We start from the raw sequence: 20,359 nt of genomic DNA, 5'->3' as shown, positions 1-20,359 counted from the left end.
TCAGACCATGTCACGCGCGATCTCCTCATCCCAATGGCGTTCAAAAATCAGGGTGTCGGCTTCGTGGATTTTCAGGCTTTGCTGCACGCGGAAGTGGGTGGCGGTGCAGGACATCCGGCCAGTGGAGTGGTGGTGGATGGTGTGGCCGGGGAACTGCATGGTGACTTTGTAGTCAGTGCGGGTGACGGCAGAGAGCGGGTCGCCATCGGTGATCTCATGCTGGATGATGCCGGTGGCGGTTTGGGTCTGGCCGATGTCGGGCATGGTTTTAGAGTAGGTCCAGCGCGGGAAATCCACGGTCATCTTGCCCGACAGAAGGTCTCGGGTGACGCGGCGCAGGGGTGGGTTCTCAATCGGGTGGTAGGTGTGCGGGGTTTGCGGCGCGCTGATCGCGGGGCCGAAGGCGGGCAGGGTGGCGTCTTTGGGATTTGCGGGCCGGATGGGGAGGCTGAGGTGGCTGTCGCCGAGGTGAACTGTAAGGGTGGCGAGTTCGGGCGAGGGCCATGCGATCGGGTAATAGGTGGTCGAGATTGAGACGGCGATGCGGTGGCCTGCCGGGAAGGCGTGGGCGATGTCGTCAAGCTCGACCGTGGCGGTATAGGTTTGACCGGGGGTCAAAGGCGTAGCGTGTTCGTGGCTGTCGCGGTGAGTCAGGTTCAAAAGGCCAATGGTGACGCGGGTGGAACGGCCATCGGGGGCAACGTCGTTCAGGCGGACGGCGACAAGGGCTTGGGGTTTGTCGCTGGAGAAGGTCAGATGCAGGAGCGGTGCGCCGAGGATTTCCTTGGTCTCGGTCAGGGGCGCCGAGGTGAACACCAGCGATCCGCCATCATCTTCGCGCTGATCGGTGGGCCAGTCGGCGTCATTGCCGTAGCGACCGACTTCGCCGGCGGTCAGACCGACCCAAAGCGGGGAGCAGATTTGCGCGGTGCCGCTGCCCGTGCCGCCGAGGATATTATGCGCGCCAAGCGTCAGGCGTTCGGGCTGAATGCGGGGCGAGGGCCAAGCATCTTCGGCGACCCAGCGACCGGGGCGGTTTTGGTAGCAGGTTTGCGGTGGCACAAAGTCTTGCATCCAGACGCGATACATCGGTTGATCCATCAGGCCGGTGTCGATGCCCTTGGTCCAATGATCCAGCCAACGCACCAGTTCTTGCAGCCAGCCGATGGCGGGTTCGACCGCCACGTCATGCGGATAGCTGTGCGCCCAAGGACCGATCAATCCAAGGCGCGGGCCTTGCAGGTTTGCCAACAGGCGCGGCACAGCTTCAGAGTAGTTGTCGGCCCAACCGCTGATCGCGTAGACCGGGATCTGGATGGCCGAGAAATCCTCGCATACCGAGCCTTGCCGCCAGTAATCATCGCGGCGCTGGTGATGCAGCCATTCGATGATCCACGGTTGATTGGCCTCGATCCGCTGCATCCACATGCCGCGCCAGGCGTCGCCGACGATTTGCGGATCAGGCGGCAGGTCGTTGCCGGAAAACATCGTGGCGGACCAGTCGAAGTTGTCTTTCGAAAGGCAACCGCCGACCCAGTGAATATCGGTGGCGTAGCGGTCATCGGTAGACCCCACCGTGATCACCGATTTCAGCGCCGGGGGCTGACGGGCGGCGATTTGCAGGCCGTTGAAGCCGCCCCATGAGATGCCGATCATCGACACTTGCCCGTCGCACCACGGCTGGGCTGCCAGCCACGCAATCGCGGCCACACCGTCGCGTTGTTCCTGCTCGGTATACTCGCCGGTGATCACGCCTTCACTTTCGCCGGTGCCGCGAATGTCGAGACGGATGCAGGCATAGCCATGCCCCGCGACATACATATGCAGGCCCTGATCGCGGGTGCGGGTGCCGTCGCGCAAGCGGTAAGGCAGGTATTCCAGCAAGACCGGAACAGGGGCCGCTTCGCTGAGCGCTGATTCTGGCAACCACAGCTTTGCCGCCAGCCGCGTGCCGTCTGGCATCGGCACCCAGAGGGTTTCGATAACCTGAACGGGATGCGGAAATTCGGTCTGGACTTGCGGCATGTTTTCCCCTTGTTGAACGATCATGTAACAAGCAGATGCCACTTGGCAACATAAATTTAAGGCCATTGACGCAGGACGAAACGCGCCGATACTATACGATCATTCAACACTGAGGCGATGATGGACTCCACCCATGCGATCTTGTTCGAGCCTGTGAAGATCGGGCCAGTGACGGCACCGAACCGATTCTATCAGACTCCACATGCCACTGGGCTGGGCTGGCAGCGGCCGCAGGCCGGGGCTGCGTTGCGCGGGATGAAGGCGGAAGGCGGTTGGGGTGTGGTCTGCACCGAGTATTGCTCGATTCATCCCACGTCGGACGACAGCCCGCATGGCTTTCTGACCTTGTGGGACGACAGCGATATTGCTGCACTGGCGCTGACGGCCGAGGCGATCCATGCGCATGGGTCGCTGGCGGGGATCGAGTTGTGGCACGGCGGTGCCCACGCATCAAACCGAATGACGCGGGTGCCGGGGATTGCGCCGGATGTGCAGCCCGCAATGTTCCATTTGCCGACAACGGCGCGGGCGATGGATGCCAGCGATATCAAGGCGTTTCGCGGCTGGCAGCGGGATGCGGCGCTGCGAGCCAAGCGCGCCGGGTTTGACATTGTTTATGTCTATGCGGGCCACGATTACCTGCCATTTCAGTTTCTGTCGGCGCGCAGCAACACCCGCGGCGATGCCTATGGCGGTAATTTGGAAAATCGGGCGCGTCTGCTGCGCGAGATGATCGAGGATACCAAGGAGGTGGTCGGTGACACCTGCGCCGTGGCGCTGCGGCTGGCGGTGGACGAGTTGCACGGGCCGCGCGGCATCACCAGTGAAGGCGAGGGGCGCGAGGTGGTCGAGATGCTCGCCGAACTCCCTGACCTGTGGGATGTGAATATTGCAGGCGCGCTGGGCAATGACAGTAAATCGGCGCGTTTCAGTGCGGAGGGGTTTCAGGAGCCTTATGTGGGTTTCGTGAAAAGCCTGACCACGAAGCCAGTGGTGTCGGTGGGGCGGTTTACCTCACCCGAAACCATGGTGGCGCAGATCAAACGCGGGGTGCAGGATTTCATCGGGGCGGCGCGGCCTTCGATTGCTGATCCGTTCTTGCCGCTGAAAATCCGCGAAGGGCGGGCGGATGAGATTCGCGAGTGTATCGGCTGCAACATTTGCCGCGCCGCGAACAACGAGGCGGTGGCGCTTCGCTGCACGCAAAACCCGACGATGGCCGAAGAATGGCGGCAAGGCTGGCACCCCGAGCGGATCACGGTGCTGCCAAAGCTGGAGAAAGTGCTGGTCGTGGGCGCGGGGCCTGCGGGATTGGAGGCGGCGCTGAGTTTGGGCCGGCGCGGGGCCGAGGTGAGTTTGGCCGAGGCTGGCGGGGCTTTGGGCGGGCGGATTCTGCGGGAATCGACGCTGCCGGGGTTGGGCACCTGGATCAGGGTGCGGGATTGGCGGGCGCATATGATCGGCAAGCTGGACAATGTGCAGATCTATCCCGGCAGCGTGATGACGGCAGGCGATATCGCCGATTTCGGCGCCGATCATGTGGTGCTGGCTACAGGATCGCGTTGGCGGCGCGATGGCGTGGGCGTGGCAGGGATGGAGCCGCTTGATCTGCCCAAGGCGCTGACGCCAGACGATATTTTCGCCGGGGCGGCGGTGGCAGGTCCGGTGGTGATCTATGATGACGAGCATTACTTCATGGCCGGCGCGCTGGCTGAACGGCTGCGGGCGCTGGGCCATGAGGTGACATATGTGACGCCGCATGCGGTGGCGTCGAGCTGGACGGTGCTGACCGATGAGCAAGGCTTTGTGCAGGGGCGGTTGCTGGAGGCGGGGGTCAAGATCGTGCCGCTGCATCTGTTGGAGGGGCAGGTGCCGGGGGCGGTGCGGTTGGCTTGTGCTTATACCGGGCGCGTGGTTGAGCAGACCTGTGGCACGCTGATCGTGGCGACGGGGCGACTGCCGGTGGATGATCTTTATGCGCCGCTGGTGGCGGCTGGTGTTGCCGTCAGCCGTGTGGGGGATTGTTTGCAGCCCTCATCCATCGCCGATGCGGTTTATTCCGCGCACCGCTTTGTGCGCGGGTTTGGCGCGGCGCTAGAGCCTGTGTTGCGGCGCGAAAAGCCGCCTTTGAGGGGATTGCTATGACAGATACTGCCCCGCGCAAACGCAGCGCTGCCCGTGGTCCGCGTGCGATGGGGGCCTTGCATCAGATGCCGTTCGGGCAGGTGCCGCGCCCCTATGCCCCGATCGAGGTGCTGTCGGCGGATCATGTGATGGCGATTCATACTTCGGCGCTGCGTGTGCTGGCCGAGATTGGCATGGCGGTGCTGGAGCCGCAGGCACGGGCGTTGTTCGCGCAGGCGGGTGCCGAGGTGCAGGGCGAGACGGTGCGGCTGGATGCCGATCTGGTTGGCAGTTTGCTGGCCAGCGTGCCGCGCAGCTTTGGGCTGGAGGCGCGCAATCCAGCGCGGAATTTGCGGTTTGGTGGGGAAGATTGCGTGTTCGCCTCGGTCGGTGGGCCGGCCTATGTGATGGACAATGACGGTGGGCGCAGGAATGGCACCTTTGCCGAGATGCAGGATTATCTGAAGCTGGTGCAAAGCCTGAACGTGATCCATCAGGCTGGCGGCAATCCTTTCGAGCCGATGGATTTGCCCGCCGATACCCGCTATCTCGACTGCTTTCATGCGCAGATCCGGCTGCTGGACAAGAACTGGCAGACCGAGACTCTGGGGCGGCAGCGCACCTTGGATGGCATTGAAATGGCTGCGATTTCCCTAGGCACGACGCCCGAAGGGTTGCTGGACAGGCCCTGCCTTTTGGGGATCATCAACACCAACTCGCCACTGCAGTTGGATATTCCGATGGCCGAGGGGCTTATCGCCATGGCCGAATATGGTCAGGTGGTGGTAATTACACCGTTCACCTTGGCGGGCGCGATGAGTCCGGTGACGCTGGCGGGGGCCTTGGTGATGCAGCACGCCGAGGCGATGGCCGGGATCGCCTTGACCCAGATCGTGCGAAAGGGCGTGCCGGTGATGTATGGCGGCTTTACCTCGAACGTCGACATGCGCTCGGGCGCGCCAGCGTTTGGCACGCCGGAATATACCAAGGCGGCGCAAGCCTCGGGGCAGTTGGCGCGGCTGATCGGGGTGCCGTTCCGGTCATCCAATGTGAACGCCGCCAATGAGGTTGATGCGCAGGCGGCGTATGAGTCGCAGATGTCGCTGTGGGGGGCGATGATGGGTGGGGCGCATCTGATCGAACACGCGGCGGGGTGGCTGCATGGCGGGCTGACGGCGAGTTTTGAAAAGCTGATCCTGGATGCCGAGATGCTGCAGATGATGCAGGCCTATTTCACGCCCTTGGTGGTGGACGAGGCGACATTGGCGTTTGAGGCGATCCGCGAGGTTGGGTCGGGCGGGCATTTCTTTGGCAGCGATCACACCATGAGCCGGTATGAACAGGCGTTTTACACGCCGCTGTTGTCCAACTGGGATAACCACACCACCTGGCTGGGCAAGGGCGGCATCAAGACACGCGAGCGGGCGAATGTGATCTGGAAGCAGATGCTTGCCGAATATGAACTGCCGCCGCTGGACCCTGCGATTGATGAGGCGCTGTCGGCGTTTGTGGTCAAGCGCAAGGCAGAGGGTGGCGCCCCAATGAATTAGGGCACGCCGCTTACCAACAAGAACCTGGCTGCCCCGGACTTGATCCGGGGCCTCTCTTTAGGCCATGAGGCCCCGGATCAAGTCCGGGGCGGCGTCGGGTGTGGGTCAGCTTTTCATTCCGTCCCAAAAGCCTTTGACTTTTGAGAAGAACGAACTGCCTTCCGGGTTATTGTCGGTCGCCAGCGTGTCGAATTCCCGCAGGATTTCTTTCTGGCGGGCGGTCAGGTTGACGGGGGTTTCCACCGCCAGTTCGATCACCATATCGCCCGAGCCGCCGCCGCGCAGGGCTGGCATGCCCTTGGAACGCAGCCGCATCTGCTTGCCGGTTTGTGCACCCGCAGGCACTTTCACCCGAGATTTACCGCCGTCGATGGTGGGCACCTCGATCTCACCGCCCAACGCTGCCGTGGCCAGAGTGATCGGCACGCGGCAGAACAGATGCACGCCGTCACGCTGGAAGATCGCGTGGTCTTTGGTCTCGATGAAGATGTAGAGATCGCCCGACGGGCCACCGCGCATCCCAGCCTCGCCCTCGCCAGCAAGGCGAATGCGCGTGCCGGTTTCCACCCCTGCCGGGATGTTGACGGATAGCGAACGGTCTTTCTCGACCCGGCCATGTCCTGCGCAGTTCTTGCAGGGGTTTTTCACCATCTGGCCTGCACCGTTACAGGTGGGGCAGGTGCGTTCGACGGTGAAGAAACCCTGCTGCGCCCGCACCTTGCCCATACCCGAACAGGTGGGGCAGGTGACAGGTTCAGCGCCGCCCTCGGCCCCGGTGCCATGGCAGACATCGCAGGTCACAGAGGTGGGCACGTTGATGGTTTTCTGCACGCCCGAGAAAGCTTCTTCCAGACTGACGCGCAGGTTATAGCGCAGGTCAGACCCGCGTTGCGCGCGCGAACGCCCGCCACCGCGGCCACCTGTGAAGTTGCCGAACAGGTCTTCGAACACATCCGAGAAGGCAGAGGCGAAATCGCCATTGCCGCCCGCATAACCACCACGCTGACCGCCGCCGCCCATGCCACCTTCAAAGGCCGCATGACCATAGCGATCGTAAGCCGCCTTCTTGTCGGCGTCTTTCATGACCTCGTAGGCTTCGTTCAATTCCTTGAACTGGGCTTCGGCGTTTGGATTGTCAGAGTTGCGATCCGGGTGAAGCTCTTTGGCTTTGATCCGGTAAGCCTTTTTCAAGTCCTCGGCGGAAGCGCCCTTCGAGGCACCCAGAATGTCGTAATAATCGCGCTTTGCCATTGCAAAACCCCTTCACGGGAACGCGGCAGGGCGGCCCTTGCATGGGCCGCCCTGTTTTCGTTCCTGGCGGCTTACTTCCGCTTGTTGTTCCCGAGATCCTCGAAGTCTGCGTCGATGATGTCTTCATCCACGCCACGCTGATCATCCTCATCCTTACCTTCGGCTTGGTCTGCCGAGGCTTTGTAGATCGCCTCGCCCAGCTTCATCGCCGCTTCGGTCAGGTTCTGGATGCCGCCCTTGATCTTGCCAGCATTTTCGGTGGCCAGCGCATCTTCCAGCGCCGACATTGCCAGTTCGATCACTTCGACGGTTGAAGGATCAACCTTGTCAGAGTGTTCGGCCAAGGACTTTTTGGTCGAGTGCAGCAGGCTCTCGGCCTGATTCTTCGATTCCACCAGTTCCTTGCGCTCTTTGTCGGCCTCGGCATTGGCTTCGGCGTCGCGGACCATTTTCTCGATATCCTCGTCGGACAAACCGCCCGAGGCTTGAATGGTGATCGCTTGCTCTTTGTTGGTGCCTTTGTCTTTGGCCTTCACCGAGACGATGCCGTTGGCGTCGATGTCAAAGGTGACTTCAATCTGCGGCAGACCACGCGGTGCCGGGGGGATTTGTTCAAGATTGAACTGGCCCAGCATCTTGTTGTCGGCAGCCATTTCACGCTCGCCCTGGAACACGCGGATGGTCACGGCGTTCTGGTTGTCTTCGGCGGTCGAGAACACTTGGCTCTTCTTCGTCGGGATCGTGGTGTTGCGGTCGATCAGGCGGGTGAACACGCCACCAAGGGTTTCGATGCCCAAAGACAGCGGAGTCACGTCGAGCAGAACCACGTCTTTGACGTCGCCTTGCAGAACGCCTGCCTGAATGGCGGCACCAGCGGCCACAACTTCATCCGGGTTCACACCCTTGTGGGGCTCTTTGCCGAAGAACTTGGTGACTTCTTCCAGCACGCGCGGCATGCGGGTCATACCGCCGACCAGAACCACCTCGTCAATGTCGCCAACCGAGACGCCTGCGTCTTTCAACGCAGCGGCGCAGGGCTTCATCGACTTTTTGATCAGGTCATCGACCAGCGATTCCAGCTTGGCACGGGTCAGCTTGACCACCAGGTGCAGCGGCTGGCCAGTGTTCTTGTCCATCGAGATGAACGGCTGGTTGATTTCGGTCTGCTGGCTGGACGAAAGCTCGATCTTGGCCTTTTCAGCCGCTTCTTTCAGGCGTTGCAGCGCCATCTTGTCAAGCGACAGGTCAACGCCATGCTCTTTCTTGAACTCATCCGCCAGATAGTTGACGATGCGCATGTCGAAGTCTTCGCCACCCAGGAAGGTGTCGCCGTTGGTGGATTTCACCTCGAACAGACCGTCGTCGATTTCCAGAATGGTGATGTCGAACGTACCGCCGCCAAGGTCGTAGACGGCGATGGTGCGGGCTTCTTTCTTGTCCAGACCGTAGGCCAAAGCGGCTGCGGTCGGCTCGTTGATGATGCGCAGCACTTCAAGGCCAGCGATCTTGCCGGCGTCTTTGGTGGCTTGGCGCTGAGCGTCGTTGAAGTAGGCCGGCACCGTGATCACAGCCTGAGTGACGGTTTCACCCAAGTAGGACTCAGCGGTTTCTTTCATCTTTTGCAGGATGACAGCCGACACCTGCGCCGGAGAATATTTTTCACCGCGCACTTCGACCCAAGCATCACCGTTGCCGCCGTTGGTGATCTTGTAAGGCATGTTCTTCTGGTCTTTGACGATAACCGGATCGTCATGACGGCGGCCGATCAGGCGCTTGACCGCGAAGATGGTGTTGCTGGCGTTCGTGACAGCCTGACGTTTGGCGGCTTGGCCGACCAGACGTTCAGTTTCGGTGTAGGCGACGATCGACGGCGTGGTGCGCGCGCCTTCCGAGTTTTCGATGATACGGGGCTGCGATCCGTCCATGATGGCGACGCAAGAGTTGGTCGTCCCGAGGTCAATCCCAATGACTTTGGCCATAGGCTAGGTCCCTTTCCTTCGGCGATGTTGTGGCACGGAACCCAATTCGCGGCATTCCGTCCCGATCCCATGAGACCCGGAAGGGCTACCGCCCGTTCCCGGCTTCTGGGCGTATATAGGGGGGCAGATTTCACCCTGCAAGCGCTGCATGGGGGGTAAATCTGATGGAATGATCGGAAAAATTGCAGCGTTTGGCGCAAGTGCGCGGATTCAGGGCGCCCAGGGGGCCAAATGGCAGCAGCCATGCAGGGTTTGGCCCGGTTTTTCGGGACTTGCCTGCTGAAACAGATCAAGGCTGATGCCGAATTTCTGATCCGACATGCCGTCAGAACACGCCTGCCCGCGCAGCACGGCGATTCCATTGGTGCCGTCGCTGGCGAATTGCACGGCAGCGGTGGGCTGGGCGGCGGTTCCGGGCCAGTGGCCGAGGATATCGAGTTCTGGCCCCTCTTCTTCAGGGGTGTTGATGTGGGCGGATTTGGTCAGCGGATCAATGAACAAAGTCCAGAATGGCTCTGTCCCCGAACATTCCAGACTATACTGCAATGCGAACCAGTCGGGCCGGTCTTGTTTGTGCAGGAAACGCAGCGCGACCCAACCTGTGTTTTCGCCCGCGTTCACCTGTGCCCATTTGCCATCCGGGCTAAGCGCCACAACCTCGACTGCTTTGGCGTCAGGTGGCAGATTGCCCAGCGTCGCAGTGGTCGCATCCGGCATGGCACGGATGTTCAGCACATCATCGCCAGCGACCTCTGCCACATCATATAAAGCGGGCAGAACCTGCGCGGCACCCAAGCCTGGCCAGATCAGGCCAAGCGCCAGCGCCAGCCATCTCATCGCCCGGCACCCCAACTGGCCGAGACGTGTTTGCGGGTGAAATTCTCACCCATCAGGCCGATCACGATCAGCGTGAACGTGACCCAGATGGTGTATTCGATCGAGCTGTTGTGCGGATGGTAGTTCTGAAACATGTAACCGCGCGTCTGGTCAATCGAATGGAACAGCGGGTTCCAGGTGTAATAGTGCAGGCGGCTGGAGGGCATGGAATTGGCCAGAAACATCTTTCCCGAAAAGATCATGTTGGCGCGGGCGTAGATCGAGGTGGCGATGCTGAAAAACTCTGGCTGCCAAGGGGTTGCGGCCTTGAAGATCATCCCCACGCCGATGCCCGATGCCCAGGACAGCATGTAGATGCCGATCATGGGGACGGGTTCATAAATGGTGATCGGAGTCCACAATGTGTGGTAGAAGAACAGGATGCATCCAGCGGACAGGGTTTGCAGATAAAGCGCACCCAGCGCCGCAGAGGCAATCGAGACAATCGTGTTCATCGGCGAATGCTTCATCATCGCCGAGGTTGGGCCATCTGATTTTGACACAGCACTCAGGGTCTTGGCGTGGGTGGCAAAGTTGAACACGCCCGACATGATATAAAGCACGAAATCGCCGCGCAACGCGCTGCCACGCATCCCCAGCAAATCGAACATGAACACCATGATGACAACCATCAGCACCGATTGGATGATCGCCATCAACAGGCCGATCACCGCGTTGCCGTGCTGCTTGCGCACGTTGCGCACCGCTGCGTGAAAGATAAGCTCCAGCATGGCGAAGCCGCTGGTGACTTTGGTGCGTTTGACGTCTGGGCGAAACATTACTGCAACCTCATGTTCGGGCGCGGCCCATTATAGTGCAGGAAATCTTGCCGTTCCCTTTGCAAGCGATGATAAAGGCGATGTCTGAATTAATCAACAACACGGCAAGGCGATGACGCGCTTGTCAGGAGAGCCTATGAACTTTGACACTCTGATCCCCGTCATCCGCCGTCTGGCACTGGAAGCGGGCGACCGCATCATGCAGGTTTATGATGGCCCGGATTTCGCGGTGAAGTCGAAATCTGATGCCAGCCCGGTGACAGAAGCCGACGAGGCCGCCGATGCGATCATCTCGGCAGGTCTGCGCGCGGCTTTCCCGGATGTGGTGCTGATCACCGAAGAACAGGCGGATAGCCACGCGCTGCAGGCTTCGACCTTTCTGATCGTCGACCCGTTGGACGGCACCAAGGAGTTCGTGCAGCGGCGGGGCGATTTTACCGTGAACATCGCCTATGTCGAAAATGGCGTGCCGCTACGGGGTGTGGTCTATGCCCCAGCGCAGGGGCGGCTGTTCTATACGCAGGCGGATGGTTCGACCGTTGAGGAGACGGGTGGTTTTGCCAAGGATACTGCTGGCCCGGTGACGCGGCTTTCGGTCTCAACCCCCGACAACGCAGCGCTGATGGTGGTGGCGTCGAAATCGCACCGCGATGCGGCGACGGATGATTACATCGCCAAGTATGGCGTCAAGGATATGAAATCGGCAGGCTCCAGCCTGAAATTCTGTCTTGTGGCAACGGGCGAGGCTGATCTTTACCCCCGCCTTGGCCGCACGATGGAATGGGATACTGCCGCAGGCGATGCCGTGCTGCGGGGGGCGGGCGGCCATGTCGTGCGATTTGATGATCACACTCCGCTGGCCTATGGCAAGCAGGGTTGGGATAACCCGTTCTTCATCGCTTATGCGCCCGGCGTGGTCTTGCAGAAATGAGCGTGCTTCTCGTCATCCCGGCGCGCTATCAAAGCGTGCGATACCCCGGCAAGCCTTTGGTTTCGCTGAAGGGCCCGGATGGCGACAAGACCTTGATCATGCGGTCGTGGCAGGCGGCGAAGGCAGTGCGCGGCATTGATCGCGTGGTGGTGGCGACGGATGACGTGCGCATCCGCGACCATGCGCAGAGCTTTGGTGCCGAGGTGGTGATGACCTCAACCACGGCGCAGAACGGCACCGAGCGTTGCGCCGAGGTGGCAGAGGCGTTGCCGGGGTTTGATGTGGTGGTGAACCTGCAAGGCGACGCGCCGCTGACGCCTGCGTGGTTTGTCGAAGATCTGGTGGCTGGCCTGCGCGCGGCACCCGAGGCCGACATCGCCACGCCGGTGCTGCGCTGTGACGGGCGGGCGCTGAACGGCTTTCTGGCTGATCGGCGGGCGGGGCGGGTTGGCGGCACTACGGCGGTTTTTGGCGCGGGAATGCGGGGCCTGTATTTCTCAAAAGAAGTGATCCCGTTCACCGGGCAGGTCTATGCCGATGATCAGCCGACGCCGGTTTTTCATCATGTCGGTGTCTATGCCTACCGCCATGCTGCTTTGCGCGCCTATCCGGCGTGGCCCATCGGTCCGCTTGAGGCGCTCGAGGGTCTGGAGCAACTGCGGTTTCTGGAAAACGGTCGGCAAGTGCTGTGTGTCGAGGTTGATGGCAAGGGGCGGGTGTTCTGGGAATTGAACAACCCCTCTGACGTGCCAGTGATCGAGGCTGCACTGGCAGCGCAGGCATGACCCTCGCCGCCAGCGTCATTGTCGTCAGCCGCCATCGCGCGGCGGCGCTGGTGCGCTGTATTGTGGCTCTGACCCAGCAGGATCATCCGAATTTTGAGGTGATTGTGGTGGCTGACCCCGAGGCGGTTGACCAGGTTCAAACGCTTGGATTGCCGCTGAAATGCGTGACGTTTGACGAGGCCAATATCAGTGCCGCGCGCAATGCGGGGCTGATGATGGCTGCGGCGCCAGTGGTTGCGTTCATCGACGATGATGCGGTGGCGGAGCCCACCTGGCTGTCGCGGTTGATCGCGCCGTTTGCAGACTCGCGAGTGACGGCCAGCACCGGGTTTATCCGCGGGCGCAACGGGATTTCCTATCAATGGCAGGCTTGCGAGGTGGATCAGTTCGGCCAGGATTACCCTTTGCCTGTCACCGAACCGACTTTGCACGCCAATACCCAGCAAAGGGCGGTGAAAACCCAAGGCACCAACTGCGCATTTCGCCGCGATGCCCTGCTGGCGATTGGCGGCTTTGATCCGGCATATCGGTTCTATCTTGATGAGGCGGATGTGAATTTGCGCATGGTGGGGATGACGGCGGTCATCCCGGATGCGCAGGTGCATCACGGCTATCTGGCGAGCAGCAGGCGTGCCGCCAATCGCGTGCCGCTGAGCCTGCATGACATCGCGGCCAGCACCGCGATTTTCCTGCGTCGCCATGCGCCGGCTGCCGATCTAGAAGCGGCGTTGAAGGCGTTGTCGTTGCGGGAATCGGCGCGGATCGCTGAACATCGCCGCGCTGGCCGGATCAATGCCGCAGCGGAACTGGCTTTGCTGACCAGCCTCACCCAAGGCTGGGCCGAGGGGCTGGCCCGCCCGCTTTCGGTTCTGGCAGCGCTGGATCCCACCCCGCCGCCACTTCAACCGCTGAACACTGGGCCGCGGCCGGGCCGGATTTTGTCGGGTCGGTTCTGGCAACGCCGCCGCCTGCTGGTCGAAGCCGCCGCCAGTAGGGACCAGATCACCACTGTGTTTGTGCTGACCCCCACAGCGCGCCCGCACAAGATCAGCTTCCAGACCGAAGGCTATTGGCTGCAAACCGGTGGAATCTTTGGGCAATCTGTTCGGCAAGGCCCTCGATTTCGGCTGATTTCTTTCCGCAAACGTGTCGCCGAAGAAGTGGCACGGCTGGCCCCCTATCGCCCGATTGCATAGATATTCCGCCCAAAGCGGCGTTGCGGCAATTTTTCCCCGGAACGGACGCGAAAAATTGACGTTATACTCCGCATGAACGTTGAGGCGGCCAAAGTTCAGACAGATTGCCGTGAGACTGTTTCTGTAATATGGTCAAATGTGCTAAAAGCTGAGCCGCGCGAGAGAATGGGCAAATGAAGATCAAAAAAGTCACGAAAGCTGTCTTTCCTGTTGCCGGTATGGGCACGCGGTTTCTGCCAGCCACCAAATCCATCCCGAAAGAGATCATGACTCTGGTGGATCGGCCTTTGATCCAATACGCGATTGATGAGGCGCGTGCGGCTGGCATCAAGGAATTCATCTTTGTGACCTCGCGCGGGAAATCTGCGCTTGAGGACTATTTTGACCATTCGCCCGAGTTGGAAAACACCCTGCGCAAGGCGGGCAAGGACGAGTTGTTGGAGATCCTGAAGGAAACCAACATGGACAGCGGCGCGATTGCCTATCTGCGCCAAACCCGCCCGCTGGGTCTGGGCCACGCGGTGTGGTGCGCGCGCCGTCTGATCGGGGATGAGCCTTTTGCGGTGCTGCTGCCCGACGATGTGATCGCGGCGGAAAAGCCCTGCTTGCAGCAGATGATGGAAGCTTACGAGCAAACCGGCGGCAATATGGTTGCCGCGATGGAAGTGCCGCCGCACAAGGCTTCGTCCTACGGCGTGCTGGATATTGCCGAGGATATGGGCGCGATCGTGCAGGCCAAGGGCATGGTGGAAAAGCCGAAGGCCGAGGATGCGCCGTCTAACCTTGCCGTGATCGGGCGATATATACTGACGCCCAAGGTTCTGAACAACCTGAACAAAATGAAGCAGGGCGCGGGCGGCGAAATTCAGTTGACCGATGCGATTGCCGAAGAAACCAAGGCGGGCAAGGTCTATGGCTATCGCTTCCGGGGCCAACGCTATGATTGCGGCTCGAAAGCGGGCTTTCTGCAGGCGACCGTGGCCTTCGGCCTTGCGCGCCCCGATCTGCGCGAGGAATTCAGCGCCTATCTGAATGACATGATCGCGCTGCAACAGGCGGCGCAGTAACCAGTGGCCCCGTCGCGGCTGCTTGACCTGACGCGGCTGATGTCGCGTTTGGGCAAGGGGCCGATGACCGGGGTAGACCGGGTTGAGTTCGCTTATCTCGATCAGTTCTTACGACTGGACACTCCGGTCTGGGGCCTTGTGCGGACAGCCGTGGGTTTTCTGCTGATGGATCGGGATGCGATGACTGCGCTGCGTGATGGCACGCTTGACCTAAGCCGCAATGATATGATCGGCCGTATCGCATGGCGGCGTGACCCCGCGCGCGGTCGGGCAGAAGCCGCCTTGCGCCGTCTGGCCATCGCACGCTGCACCAAACGCGGGCTGGTGCGGATGCTGCGCCGCAACGTGTCGCAGCCCTGCGCCTATTTCAACGTCGGCCATGCCAACCTCGAACAACGCAGCTTTGCCAGCCTACGCGCGGCGGGTTTGAAAATTGTGGTGTTGGTGCATGATGTGATCCCACTGGATCATCCGCAGTTCGCTCGCCCCGACACGGTAGAGCCGTTTCGGCGCAAGATGCAGGTGGTGTCTGAATGTGCCGATCTGGTGATCCACACCACGGCAGCGGCGCGGGCGCAGACCGAGGCGCAACTGGCGCGACTGGGCCGTGTGCCAGAGGGAATTACCGCCAATCTGGGCGTGCCTGTCGCCCAACCGATTGCCACCGACGCCCCCACGCAGCCCTATTTTGTGATCCTTGGCACGATAGAGCCGCGGAAGAATCACAAGTTTTTGCTCGATCTGTGGGCGCAGATGCAAAATCCACCGCGCCTGCTGATCCTTGGCGGGCGGGGCTGGTCCAACGCCGAAGTGTTCGCGCGGCTGGATGCGCTGCCCGCTGATTCCCTGGTGCAAGAGCGTGCTGGCCTGAGCGATGGGCAAATCGCCTTCCTGTTGCAAGGTGCGCAAGCTTTACTCTTTCCAAGCCATGCCGAAGGCTTTGGCATCCCCGCGCTAGAGGCAGCCGCCTTGGGAACACCCGTGATTGCTGCGAAACTTCCAGTGTTTCAAGAGCTTCTGGGGGAGTTCGCAGTTTACCTTGATGTGACGGACAGTTATTCTTGGATGGAAACAATCGACCGGCTGCGCGTTGCCGATCGAAGCTGCGGCAAGAAGATGGCACCACCAAACTGGACGGACCACTTCAAGCTTGTGTTAAACAGGGTGTGATAGTTCAGACTCATCGGCAGTCTGAAAGGTGAAAGTGTAGTATTGGGCGTATTCTCTCGATATATGCTGCGGCTGGCGCGTAAGCGCTGGCGTATCCGCGCTTTTCGCAAGCGTCGGGAGTTGCGTGGCGTGGTTGATCGCACCAATCTGATCGCGCCCGACCATATCCTGCTGTTCTCGACCCTGCGGAATGAGCGGGTTCGGCTACCGTATTTCTTGCGCTACTATCGGAATCTGGGCGTCAATCATTTCATTATCGTGGACAATGACAGCGATGACGGCAGCCGTGAATATCTGCAGGCGCAACCCGATGTGTCGCTGTGGACAACCAAGCACAGCTATAAACGTGCGCGCTTTGGCGTCGATTGGCTGAACTATCTGCAAAACAAATATGCCCATGGCCATTGGGCACTGATCGTCGATCCGGATGAGTTTTTCGTTTATCCGTTCTGCGACACCAGACCGTTGCGGGCGCTGACAGATTGGCTGGATGCGTCCTCGATCAAGTCGTTCTCGGCGATGCTGCTGGATATGTATCCCAAGGGCCCGTTCGACGCCGCCCCCTATGCCGAAGGCCAAGACCCGTTTGAGGTCGCACCCTATTTCGACAGCGGCAATTACATCATCCACCGCAACAAGAAATTCGGCAATCTGTGGATACAGGGTGGCCCACGCCTGCGGATGTTCTTTCAGGATGTTCCCGAACGCGCACCGGCGCTGAACAAGATCCCGCTGGTAAAATGGGATCGCGACTATGCATACGTGTCGTCAACCCACATGCTTTTGCCGCGCGGGTTGAACCAAGTTTACGATGAATGGGGCGGCGAGAAGGCCTCGGGTTGTTTGCTGCATGCCAAGTTCCTCGATACCTTCGCCCACAAGGCAGAGGAGGAGATGGAGCGTAAGCAGCACTATGCCAACAGCCACGAATACCGTGCTTATCGGGCGGGCATCAGCACGCAGCCCGATCTGTGGTGCAAGTGGAGCGAGAAATACATCAACTGGCGGCAGTTGGAGATTCTCGGCCTGATGTCGAAAGGCAACTGGGCATGAGCGTGGGCATCGTCATGCTGTGCCATACGGCGTTCGACCGCGCAGCGCAGGTCGCGCGACACTGGGCAGTGCGCGGCTGCCCGGTGGTGATCCATGTGGATCGCCGAGTAAAGCGCAAGGCCTATGACGGCTTGGTCAAAGCCTTGATTGATCTTGATAATATCCGGTTCTCGGGGCGACATGCCTGCGAATGGGGCACATGGGGCATCGTGGCGGCGACGCAGGAAGCCAGCACGATCATGCTGCGCGATTTCCCACAGGTGCGGCATGTGTATCTCGCCTCTGGTTCTTGCCTGCCCTTGCGCCCGGTGGAGGAGATGGTGGCCTATCTGGCCGAGCGTCCGCGCACAGATTTCATCGAATCCGTCACCACAGAGGACGTCGGCTGGACCATCGGCGGTTTGGATGTTGAACGGTTTACGCTGCGGTTTCCTTTCAGTTGGCGCAAGAAGCGGCGGCTGTTTGACGGCTATGTGCGCCTGCAACGCCGCCTTGGCTTTCGTCGCCGCATCCCGGCAGGCATCGTGCCGCATCTTGGCAGCCAGTGGTGGTGCCTGACCCGGCAAACCCTTTCGGCCATTCTGGAAAACCCGGAACGCGAAGAGATTGACCGCTACTTCCGCCGTGTCTGGATCCCCGATGAAAGCTATTTTCAAACGCTGGTGCGGCAGGTTTCGGCCAATGTGGAAAGCCGCTCTCTGACGCTGTCGAAGTTCGATTTTCAGGGCAAGCCGCACATCTTTTACGATGACCATCTGCAACTGCTGCGGCGATCAGATTGCTTTGTTGCCCGCAAAATCTGGCCGCACGCCGGACGGCTGTATAAAACCTTCCTGTCGGATGATCCCGGCGGTCAGGCGGCAGCAGAGCCGAACCCCGGCAAGATTGATCGGCTGTTCGCCAAGGCGGTTGAACGCCGCACCAAAGGGCGACCGGGGCTTTACATGCAGTCGCGGCATCCGAATGAAAACTGGGAAAACGGCCGCACCGCCGCGCCCTATTCGGTGTTTGAAGGCTTTGCTGACCTGTTCGAAAACTTTGAAATCTGGCTTGGCAAGGCGACCGGAACGCGCGTGCATGGCCATTTGTTCGCGCCAGATCGCATCGAATTTGCTGGGGGTGAAAAGGTCTATAATGGGGCGGTTTGCGATTCTGCGGCCATCCGGGACTATAACCCCACCTCGTTTCTAACCAATCTGATCTGGAACACCCGCGGAGAGCGGCAGTGTTTTCAGTTTGGCCCGCATGACAGCCAGGTGCTGACCAATTTTATCGCAGGCGATCCGAACGCGCAGATCTCGGTGATTTCAGGGGCTTGGGCGATTCCGCTCTTTCATTCCAACACCAATTTCGGCGAAATTCGCAAAGAGGCCGCGCGGTTGCAAAAGATCGAGGCCGAATTTCTGGGCGAACTGCGCAAGCCGTGGGTGAAGGCACGTGTGCGCACCTGGTCACTGGCCGAGTTTGTCGAAAATCCCATGGAGCCCTTGCAAACCATCGTCGATGAAATCAGCCCGCGCGCCATGCGTCGGCTGACCGAAGCGCCGCGGCTGGCAGACTTGACCGGCTTTGGGCAATTTTTGCAAAATCTGCGCAATCAGGGGATGCAGCCGGTGCTGATGGGCGATTTCCCTACGGGCGACGATCCGCGCCCTTCGACCTCGCGGCGTGGCCGCCCCTATTTGGTGAAGTGATTTGGCCTCATTTACGTCTTTCGTGATCTTCGCCGAAATGCGCACCGGATCGAATTTTCTTGAGGCCAATCTGAACACGCTTGAGGGCGTTTCTTGCCATGGCGAGGCGTTCAATCCCTATCTGATCGGCGGTGAGGGCAAGCAAGAGATGTTCGGCATCGATATGGCCGGGCGCGATGCTGATCCTGCCGGATTTTTGCGGGCGATGCGGGCGCAGACCAAGGGGATGGCGGGATTTCGCTATTTCTCGGATCACGACCCACGGGTGTTTGATCTGGTGATGGCTGATCCGGCCTGCGCCAAGATCATCCTGACGCGTAACCAGTTGGAAAGCTTTATAAGTTGGAAGATCGCGATGGAAAGCGATCAGTGGTGGCTGGCCAATACCAAACACCTGAAAACCGTTCGCCCGCGCTTTGATCTGGCCGAGTTCAATGCGCGGATTGATCAACTGGCACAATTTCAGCGCAAGCTGGTGCATGCGCTGCAAACCACGGGGCAGACGGCGTATTACATTGATTATGAAGACATTCGCGATCTGGATGTGCTGAACGGTCTGGCCCGTTTTCTGGGCGTGCCCGCGCGGCTTGAGGCGCTGGATTTCCGTTTCAAAAAACAAAACCCCGAGGCGATTTCCGCGAAGGTTTCCAACCCCTTGGAAATGCAGCAGGGTTTGGCCACGCTGGATTGGTTCAATCAAAGCCATGTGCCGAATTTTGAGCCGCGCCGGCTGGCCGCTGTGGCGCAGTATATCGCGTCAGAGCAGGCTGATCTGTTGTTTATGCCGATCAAATGCGGGCCGGATACGCAGGTGAAGAAATGGCTGCAAAGTTATGGTCCGCTGTTGCCCGCCTTTGATCGCCAATCCTTGCGCAAATGGAAGGCGGCGCATCCCGGTCAGCGCAGTTTCACGGTGCTGCGCCATCCCCTTGCCCGTGCCTATACCGCGTGGTGTGATTATGCGGCGAAGGAATGGATGCCAGAGCTGCGCCCCTATCTAAAGCGGGTGCATAAGTTTCATCTGCCGCCAAAGGGCAAACCGTTTGAAACCGCTGAGGAATTCCGCGCAGGGTTTCTGGTGTTTCTGGAGTTGATCAAGCATGTTCTGGCGGGGCGGACCGAATTGCGGGTGATGCCGCAGATCGCCTCGCAGGGGGCGCTGATCCAAGGGTTTGCGCAGGTGCAGAGCCCCGATCTGTTGATTCGTGAGGATAGGCTTGCCGATGGGCTGGCGTATCTGAGCGCTGATCTGGGCATTGAAGCCAAGCCGCTGCCCCTCGTTGCCGACAAGCAGCCTTATGCACTGTCAGACCTTTACGGCGCCGATATCGAGGCCGCCGCGCGCGAGGCTTACTGGCGCGATTACGAGGGCTTTGGTTTTAGAAACTGGGCCTAGGCCGCAACCTGCGGCGTGCGGGCTTCGGTCAGGATCGCATAAAGTTTGTCGGGATCATTGTTCGCGCGCAGTTTGGCGCAGATACCCGGATCGCGCATGGTGCGCGACACTTGCGCCAGCGCCTTCAGATGCTCGACTCCGGAATCCTTTGGTGCGAACAGGCCGAACACCAGATCGACCGGCTGGCGATCAACGCTTTCGTAGTCCAAAGACTTTTCCAGCCGGATGAAGACGCCGAAAATCTTGTCGATATCCTCAAGCCGCGCGTGGGGCAGGGCGATGCCGTTGCCGACCCCGGTGGGCCCCAGGCTTTCACGCTCCTGCAAGCCATCCACCACGATGGCCGATGACAGACCATAGGCCTGAAATGTCACCTCTCCCAATTCCTGGAAGAGGCGTTTTTTACTGGTGAGTTGGCCAAGAACCCGGACAGCCCCCGGTATCAGCAATTTAGAAAGATCCATCCGGCGTCTCGTCCTTCCG

16 protein-coding genes are annotated in these 20,359 nt (G+C 60.2%); 10 read left to right on the top strand and 6 right to left on the bottom strand.

Annotated features, from left to right (window positions below; all coding sequences use genetic code 11):
• Complete coding sequence (locus ACFOGH_RS14305; protein WP_380073752.1) at window positions 1-2,025, bottom strand: CocE/NonD family hydrolase; 2,025 nt, start codon at window positions 2,023-2,025, stop codon at window positions 1-3.
• Window positions 2,026-2,145: 120 nt separating this feature from the next.
• On the opposite strand from ACFOGH_RS14305, the gene ACFOGH_RS14300 reads away from it, so the two are divergent.
• A complete protein-coding gene (locus tag ACFOGH_RS14300) occupies window positions 2,146-4,170 on the top strand; it encodes an oxidoreductase (RefSeq protein ID WP_380073751.1) in 2,025 nt (674 codons plus the stop codon).
• Complete coding sequence (locus tag ACFOGH_RS14295) at window positions 4,167-5,699, top strand: trimethylamine methyltransferase family protein (RefSeq protein ID WP_380073750.1); 1,533 nt, start codon at window positions 4,167-4,169, stop codon at window positions 5,697-5,699. The genes ACFOGH_RS14300 and ACFOGH_RS14295 overlap by 4 nt, the downstream gene beginning before the upstream one ends.
• Window positions 5,700-5,804: 105 nt before the next feature.
• Here the strand turns inward: ACFOGH_RS14295 and dnaJ are convergent, their stop codons facing one another.
• The 4 genes from dnaJ to ACFOGH_RS14275 form a co-directional block, all read right to left on the bottom strand.
• Complete coding sequence (gene dnaJ / locus ACFOGH_RS14290) at window positions 5,805-6,950, bottom strand: molecular chaperone DnaJ (RefSeq protein WP_380073749.1); 1,146 nt, start codon at window positions 6,948-6,950, stop codon at window positions 5,805-5,807.
• A 71-nt stretch (window positions 6,951-7,021) separates the two neighbouring features.
• Window positions 7,022-8,929, bottom strand: coding sequence for a molecular chaperone DnaK (gene dnaK, locus ACFOGH_RS14285; protein WP_380073748.1), 1,908 nt, complete (start codon window positions 8,927-8,929; stop codon window positions 7,022-7,024).
• Between the two features lie 210 nt (window positions 8,930-9,139).
• On the bottom strand, window positions 9,140-9,766 hold the full coding sequence (locus ACFOGH_RS14280; protein ID WP_380073747.1) for a peptide-binding protein: 627 nt from the start codon (window positions 9,764-9,766) through the stop codon (window positions 9,140-9,142).
• Complete coding sequence (locus tag ACFOGH_RS14275) at window positions 9,763-10,584, bottom strand: ABC transporter permease (protein WP_380073746.1); 822 nt, start codon at window positions 10,582-10,584, stop codon at window positions 9,763-9,765. The genes ACFOGH_RS14280 and ACFOGH_RS14275 overlap by 4 nt, the downstream gene beginning before the upstream one ends.
• A gap of 136 nt (window positions 10,585-10,720) precedes the next feature.
• On the opposite strand from ACFOGH_RS14275, the gene cysQ reads away from it, so the two are divergent.
• The 8 genes from cysQ to ACFOGH_RS14235 all read left to right on the top strand — a co-directional run bounded on the left by cysQ (window position 10,721) and on the right by ACFOGH_RS14235 (window position 19,876).
• Window positions 10,721-11,515 carry a 3'(2'),5'-bisphosphate nucleotidase CysQ gene (gene cysQ, locus ACFOGH_RS14270; protein ID WP_380073745.1) on the top strand — a complete coding sequence of 265 codons (795 nt, stop codon included), beginning with the start codon at window positions 10,721-10,723 and terminating at the stop codon, window positions 11,513-11,515.
• Window positions 11,512-12,300 (top strand): 3-deoxy-manno-octulosonate cytidylyltransferase, encoded by a 789-nt coding sequence (locus tag ACFOGH_RS14265; RefSeq protein WP_380073744.1) that lies wholly within the window; start codon window positions 11,512-11,514, stop codon window positions 12,298-12,300. Before cysQ ends, ACFOGH_RS14265 begins: the two co-directional genes overlap by 4 nt.
• Window positions 12,297-13,496, top strand: a complete 1,200-nt coding sequence (locus ACFOGH_RS14260; RefSeq protein ID WP_380073743.1) for a glycosyltransferase family 2 protein — start codon at window positions 12,297-12,299, stop codon at window positions 13,494-13,496. The genes ACFOGH_RS14265 and ACFOGH_RS14260 overlap by 4 nt, the downstream gene beginning before the upstream one ends.
• A 173-nt stretch (window positions 13,497-13,669) precedes the next feature.
• Window positions 13,670-14,563 (top strand): UTP--glucose-1-phosphate uridylyltransferase GalU, encoded by an 894-nt coding sequence (galU, locus tag ACFOGH_RS14255; protein ID WP_380073742.1) that lies wholly within the window; start codon window positions 13,670-13,672, stop codon window positions 14,561-14,563.
• 39 nt (window positions 14,564-14,602) lie between these two features.
• On the top strand, window positions 14,603-15,733 hold the full coding sequence (locus tag ACFOGH_RS14250; RefSeq protein ID WP_380073741.1) for a glycosyltransferase family 4 protein: 1,131 nt from the start codon (window positions 14,603-14,605) through the stop codon (window positions 15,731-15,733).
• 63 nt (window positions 15,734-15,796) lie between these two features.
• Window positions 15,797-16,786: a glycosyltransferase family 2 protein gene (locus ACFOGH_RS14245; RefSeq protein ID WP_380073740.1), complete on the top strand. Its 990-nt coding sequence runs from the start codon at window positions 15,797-15,799 to the stop codon at window positions 16,784-16,786.
• Window positions 16,783-18,480: a DUF5927 domain-containing protein gene (locus ACFOGH_RS14240; RefSeq protein ID WP_380073739.1), complete on the top strand. Its 1,698-nt coding sequence runs from the start codon at window positions 16,783-16,785 to the stop codon at window positions 18,478-18,480. The genes ACFOGH_RS14245 and ACFOGH_RS14240 overlap by 4 nt, the downstream gene beginning before the upstream one ends.
• A 1-nt stretch (window position 18,481) precedes the next feature.
• The gene (locus tag ACFOGH_RS14235; protein WP_380073738.1) at window positions 18,482-19,876 is read left to right on the top strand and encodes a nodulation protein NodH; all 1,395 of its coding nucleotides are present in this window, start codon (window positions 18,482-18,484) and stop codon (window positions 19,874-19,876) included.
• Here ACFOGH_RS14235 and ACFOGH_RS14230 read toward each other — a convergent pair.
• Window positions 19,873-20,340 carry a PTS sugar transporter subunit IIA gene (locus tag ACFOGH_RS14230; RefSeq protein WP_380073737.1) on the bottom strand — a complete coding sequence of 156 codons (468 nt, stop codon included), beginning with the start codon at window positions 20,338-20,340 and terminating at the stop codon, window positions 19,873-19,875. The genes ACFOGH_RS14235 and ACFOGH_RS14230 overlap by 4 nt on opposite strands.
• Window positions 20,341-20,359: the final 19 nt, after the last annotated feature.

It is taken from the genome of Cypionkella sinensis (genome assembly GCF_042646385.1).
Classification (GTDB): domain Bacteria; phylum Pseudomonadota; class Alphaproteobacteria; order Rhodobacterales; family Rhodobacteraceae; genus Cypionkella; species Cypionkella sinensis.
Note: the sequence above shows the minus strand (reverse complement) of the source record. Positions and strands in the feature narration are given on the sequence as shown.